This is a genomic window from Mesorhizobium sp. M7A.F.Ca.US.006.01.1.1 (genome assembly GCF_003997935.1).
Classification (GTDB): domain Bacteria; phylum Pseudomonadota; class Alphaproteobacteria; order Rhizobiales; family Rhizobiaceae; genus Mesorhizobium.
This window is the reverse complement of sequence record NZ_RZQL01000356.1, coordinates 1-5,373: the sequence shown is the minus strand read 5'-3', so window position 1 is coordinate 5,373 and position 5,373 is coordinate 1. Positions and strand designations below refer to the sequence as shown.

General features: G+C 64.3%; 7 protein-coding genes. 4 read left to right on the top strand and 3 right to left on the bottom strand.

The annotated features are described in order from the left end of the window. Nucleotides 1-108: 108 nt before the first annotated feature. Entirely contained in the window at nt 109-312 is a 204-nt protein-coding gene (locus tag EN943_RS34630; protein ID WP_127416334.1) for a DUF680 domain-containing protein, read from the top strand. A gap of 47 nt (nt 313-359) precedes the next feature. Continuing rightward, nucleotides 360-587, top strand: a complete 228-nt coding sequence (locus EN943_RS34625) for a DUF680 domain-containing protein (RefSeq protein WP_023812599.1) — start codon at nt 360-362, stop codon at nt 585-587. 168 nt (nt 588-755) lie between these two features. Here EN943_RS34625 and EN943_RS34620 read toward each other — a convergent pair whose 3' ends face one another. The 3 genes from EN943_RS34620 to purM form a co-directional block, all read right to left on the bottom strand. After that, complete coding sequence (locus tag EN943_RS34620) at nt 756-1,265, bottom strand: histidine phosphatase family protein (RefSeq protein ID WP_127416333.1); 510 nt, start codon at nt 1,263-1,265, stop codon at nt 756-758. Nucleotides 1,266-1,463: 198 nt separating this feature from the next. Beyond that, the gene (purN, locus tag EN943_RS34615) at nt 1,464-2,177 is read right to left on the bottom strand and encodes a phosphoribosylglycinamide formyltransferase (protein WP_127416332.1); all 714 of its coding nucleotides are present in this window, start codon (nt 2,175-2,177) and stop codon (nt 1,464-1,466) included. After that, complete coding sequence (purM, locus tag EN943_RS34610) at nt 2,174-3,253, bottom strand: phosphoribosylformylglycinamidine cyclo-ligase (protein ID WP_013532445.1); 1,080 nt, start codon at nt 3,251-3,253, stop codon at nt 2,174-2,176. Before purM ends, purN begins: the two co-directional genes overlap by 4 nt. Before the next feature lie 239 nt (nt 3,254-3,492). On the opposite strand from purM, the gene EN943_RS34605 reads away from it, so the two are divergent. Next, nucleotides 3,493-4,020 (top strand): CDP-alcohol phosphatidyltransferase family protein, encoded by a 528-nt coding sequence (locus tag EN943_RS34605; RefSeq protein ID WP_127416331.1) that lies wholly within the window; start codon nt 3,493-3,495, stop codon nt 4,018-4,020. A gap of 1 nt (nt 4,021) precedes the next feature. Then, entirely contained in the window at nt 4,022-5,221 is a 1,200-nt protein-coding gene (locus EN943_RS34600) for an AI-2E family transporter (protein ID WP_127416330.1), read from the top strand. Nucleotides 5,222-5,373 lie beyond the last annotated feature (152 nt).

Genomic DNA, 5,373 nt, shown 5'->3' with positions numbered 1-5,373 from the left:
GACGCAGACCGTCCAGGCCCCAGCGTCGCAGGGCGCTGACCGCAATCTCTTCGGCCGCTAATCGCGACTGCCGATATCAACCTAACCTTGAACTCAGGAGTAATTAAAATGACCAAGATCGCTCTTACCGCCGCCGCCATCCTCGTTGCCACGGGCACTGCTTTTGCCGGCAGCGACAATTATGGCTCGGCCAACGCCAATCAGCCTGCCGCCACCGTGGACCAGTCGGCCACTGCTTCGATCTCGAAGTCGACGCAGACGGTCCAGGCCCCCGCTTCGCAGGGCGCTGACCGCAACCTCTTCGGTCGCTAATCGCGACTGCCGATATCAACCTAACCTTGAACTCAGGAGTAATTAAAATGACCAAGATCGCTCTCACCGCCGCCGCCATCCTCGTTGCCACGGGCACCGCTTTTGCCGGCAGCGACAATTATGGCTCTTACAATGCCAACCAGCCTGTTGCGAACCAGTCCGTGTCCAACATCGACACCACGCACACCGGCTCGATCCCGAAGTCCGTAAAGACGCAGGGTGATGCCAATGCCAACGTGCCGGCTCAGTCGGGCCAGGGCATCTGGGGTCGTTGATTTTCTGAAGTCTGCGACCACAAAGAGCGGTGGGCTTTGCCCGCCGCTCTTGTTTTTTATGGAACCAGCAACAATCGGGGCATCGTTTGAGCAGCCGATTTTGTGCAGTCGGCATGAACCGTTGGTTCGAAGTCTGCCCAGTGGCAGCTTGCCCGCCGCGCCTGAATTCTAGCCCAAATCCTTCGGGTGCACACAATGCGTCAGCGGGGCGCTCGACAGGCCGGACCAGTCGCCTTCGAAGACCACCCGGGCCAGGGCTGCCGTCGGGAATTTTTCCTCAAGTCTCGCGAGCGCCTTGGCGTCTGACCCCGGCCCGGCAAGCTGTCTGGCCAGATCTTCCAGGCCCGGATTGTGGCCAATTGCCAGCAAACAGCCGCTTGAAGCGTCGGTTTGACCAATCTGGCTCAGAATGTCCGCCGCTGAAGCATCGTACAGCGCCTTGACGAATGCGATCCGGGGCTGGACGGGCAGCTCCGCCGCCACAAGCCGCCAGGTGTCGCGGGTGCGCAGCGCCGCCGACACCAGCGCCAGGTCCGGCAGCCAGCCGCGCGCCGCAAGTTCGCGTCCCATCAACCGGGCTGCCCTCGATCCGCGTTCGGCCAAGGGCCGGTCGAAATCATCGAGATCAGGGTCGTCCCAGCTGGATTTGGCGTGACGAAGCAGGAGAAGCTGTTTCATCGATGTTGGTCAGGACCAGGGAGACTGGTCAGACGAGTGCGGGCCTTTTGTTTGATCGCCTCGACGTCGAAGGGATCGAACGGGCCGCTTTCCAACCCTTCCAGCCAAGCTCTGCGCAGCCGGTCCGTTTCGGTCTGGCACCGAGTCTGATTTGGCGGTTCCAAGCTAAGCACCGTTATCATTCCCGATCTAGGCCTCTCAAGGCGTGATGCGCGCCAGATGCTCCAGGTCGGCTTCCTCGCGCAGCGGATCCGGCGCCATCACCACCGAGGTGCCGTTGTCGGCATCGTCGGCAAAGTGGGCAAGCACGGTGCGGCCGGCCTCCATGCGCGCCTTGCCTTCGGCAACCAGTCCCAGCGCCAGCGGATAGAGCCTGTGTTCGGTCTTCAGCACGCGGGCTGCCAAAGTATCGGCGGTGTCGCCGACCATCACCGGCACGGCCGCCTGTGCGATGATCGGGCCGTCATCCATCTCGGAGGTGACGAAGTGCACGGTGCAGCCATGGATGCGGATGCCGGCGGCCAGTGCGCGCGCATGGGTGTCGAGCCCCTTGAAAGCCGGCAGCAGGGCAGGGTGGATGTTGATCATGCGGCCCTGCCATCTCTGGACGAAGCCGGCGGTGAGGATGCGCATGTAGCCGGCCAGCGCCACGATCTCGGCGTTGAAGGCCGCGAGCGCCGCGTCTATTGCCGCGTCATGCGCCTGCTTGCTGCCATGGTCGGCACGCGAGACGACCTGCGTGGCGATGCCGCGCGCCCTGGCGATGCCGAGCCCGGCGGCATCCGCCTTGTCGGAAATGACACCGACGATCTCGGCCGGGAACGCCGGGTCGCTGGCCGCGGCAATCAGCGCGGTCATGTTGGAGCCGCGTCCCGAAATCAGGACAACGGTGCGTTTCCTCTGCGCGCTCATAGGCCGATCGAGCCCCGATAGATGACGCCGGCGTCGCGACGTGGCACGATGCGGCCGATCGGCGTCACCGTCTCGCCGGCCTCCTGCAGCACGGCGGCGACCTGTGCTGCCTGGCCGGACGCCACCGCCAGGATCATGCCGATGCCGCAATTGAAGGTGCGCATCATTTCTTCCGGCGCCACGCCGCCGGTCTTGGCCAGCCACGAAAACACCGGAGGGACGTCGATCGCCTCGAGGTCGAGCTCGGCCGAAAAATCCTTGGGCAGCACGCGCGGGATGTTTTCCGGGAAGCCGCCGCCGGTGATGTGGGCGAGCGCCTTGATACCATGCGTGTTGCGGATCGCCTTGAGGATCGACTTGACGTAGATGCGGGTCGGCTCGAGCAGTGCTTCGGCCAGAGTGGCCTCGTCGTTGAACGGTGCCGGATCGCTCCACGACAGGCCGCTGACGGCGACGATGCGGCGCACCAGCGAATAGCCGTTCGAGTGCAGGCCGGAGGACGCCAGGCCCAGCAGCACGTCGCCTTCGACAATGTCATCGGTGGGCAGCAACTGGCCGCGTTCGGCGGCGCCCACCGCAAAGCCGGCGAGGTCGTAGTCATTGCCGTGATACATGCCAGGCATCTCGGCCGTCTCGCCGCCGATCAGCGCGCAGCCGGCCTGGCGGCAGCCCTCGGCAATGCCGCCGACGATCGCGGCGCCCTGGTCGGGATCGAGCTTGCCGGTGGCGAAATAGTCGAGGAAGAACAGCGGTTCGGCGCCTTGCACGACGATGTCGTTGACGCACATGGCGACGAGGTCGATGCCGATCGTGTCGTGCTTGCCGGCATCGATGGCGATCTTGAGCTTGGTGCCGACGCCGTCATTGGCCGCCACCAGCACCGGATCGGTAAACCCGGCCGCCTTGAGGTCGAACAGGCCGCCAAACCCACCGATCTCGCCGTCGGCGCCCGGCCGGCGCGTCGCGCGCACCAGCGGCTTGATCTTCTCGACCATGAGATTGCCGGCATCGATATCGACACCGGCCTCGGCATAGGTGAGCCCGTTCTTGCGCTTGTTCACGTCGCGCTTGCTCATTTCTGGTGCCCGTTCAACAATTTTCCTTGTCGCGGGCTCTTCGCATGAACGGTTTCTGTCCGCAAGGATAACGGCCATCTCGGCCTACAAAACCGTGGACAGCGCGCGCGTATAGGCGCTCGTGATTGGCGAAAGCCAAGCTGAAGGTCGCTCTCCCGTACGGGGAGATCAGCGGCTTCTCCCTTGTTGCCACCCGCCATCTTCATCATCTATCTCCGACCAAGAGGAGTGCCAGGCATTTGACCATCCCCAACCTGATCACCATCCTGCGCCTTGTCCTGGTGCCGGCGGTGGTGCTGGCGATGCTGCAGGCGCGCTGGGACTGGGCTTTTGCCGGGTTCCTCGTCGCCGGCATTTCGGACGGCGTCGACGGGTTCATCGCCCGCCGTTTCAACCAGCAATCCACGCTCGGCGCCTATCTCGATCCGATCGCCGACAAGCTACTGCTGGTTTCGGTGTTCGTGGTCATGGGCCTCATCGGGCAATTGCCGCTGTGGCTTGTCGTCACCATGGTGTCGCGCGACGCGTTGATCGTCTGCGCGGTTCTGCTGTCCGCCGTCATGGCCCATCCGGTCGAGATGAAACCGCTTTTCGTGTCGAAGGCCAACACTGCCATTCAGATCGTGCTGGCGGCGGTTGTGCTGGGTGAACTTGCCCTGTCGGTTAATCTCGACCCGCTGAGGCCAGTTCTCATATTGCTGTCCGGGGTCTTGACCGTGGCTTCGGCCGCAGCCTATCTCGTGACTTGGCTGAGGCACATGAGCTGACATGACGAAGGCTCCAATCCGGACAACCGAGACAGAAGCGGCGATCGAGGCCGCGGCCGCCGACATCGCCGCGTCCGCGACCTTTCGCCGCCAGATCTTCTTCTGGCTGGCCGGCGCCGCGCTGCTGGCGCTTTTCCTCTATGTTTTCAGCGCCATCCTGCTGCCCTTCGTCGCCGGCATGGTGCTTGCCTATTTCCTCGATCCCGTTGCCGACCGGCTGCAGCGGCTCGGCCTGTCGCGTTTCATGGCGACGGTGGTCATCCTCATCACCTTCCTCATCGTGCTGGTCCTGGCCTTTGTCATCCTCATTCCGGTTCTGGCCACGCAGATGGCCGATTTCGCCGGCAAATTGCCGGAATATCTGACCCGGCTGCAGAGCCTGATCACCTCGTTCGATCCGAAATGGCTGGAACAGAAGTTCGGCGTCAACGCCAACAGCTTGCGCGACGGGCTGAATTCGCTGCTGACCTCCGGCTTCGGCCTGGTCACCACCGTCTTCACCTCGCTGTGGAGTTCCGGCATGGCGCTGGTCTCGGTGGTCAGCCTGTTCGTGGTGACGCCGGTGGTCGCCTTCTACATGCTGCTCGACTGGGACCGCATGGTGGCGGTCATCGACGGCTGGGTGCCGCGCGACAACGTCGCGACCGTGCGCGCCATCGCACGTGACATCAACACCGCCACGGCTGGCTTCGTGCGCGGCCAGGGCACGCTGTGCCTGGTGCTGGGCGCCATGTATGCCACCGGGCTGACGCTGACCGGGCTGAATTTCGGCATCCTCATCGGCCTGTTCGCCGGGCTGATTTCCTTCATCCCCTATGTCGGCTCGCTGACCGGGCTGGTGCTGGCCGTCGGCGTCGCCTTCGTCCAGTTCTGGCCGGACTGGACGATGATCGTCGCGGTCGCGGTCGTGTTCTTCATCGGCCAGTTCATCGAGGGCAACATCCTGCAGCCGCGGCTGGTCGGCAAGAGCGTCGGCCTGCACCCGGTATGGCTGATGTTCTCGCTGTTTGCCTTCGGCGCGCTGTTCGGCTTCGTCGGCTTGTTGATCGCGGTGCCAGCTTCGGCTGCCGTCGCAGTGCTGGTGCGGTTCGCCATAGCCCGCTATCTCGAATCGCCGCTCTACAAAGGCCGCGGCGCGGCACCTGTGCCGCAGCTTCCGGCCGATCGCGGCGGCGGCCACCGCACGCAACCGCGTCGCTGAAGTGACTGCCCAGCCGACCGACCCGCCGCGCCAGTTGCCGCTCGACCTCGGCCATGGCACCGGCTATTCGCGTGACGAACTCGTCGTCTCCGGCACCAACAACCAGGCGGTTGCGCTGGTCGACCGCTGGCCGGACTGGCCATCGCCGGCGG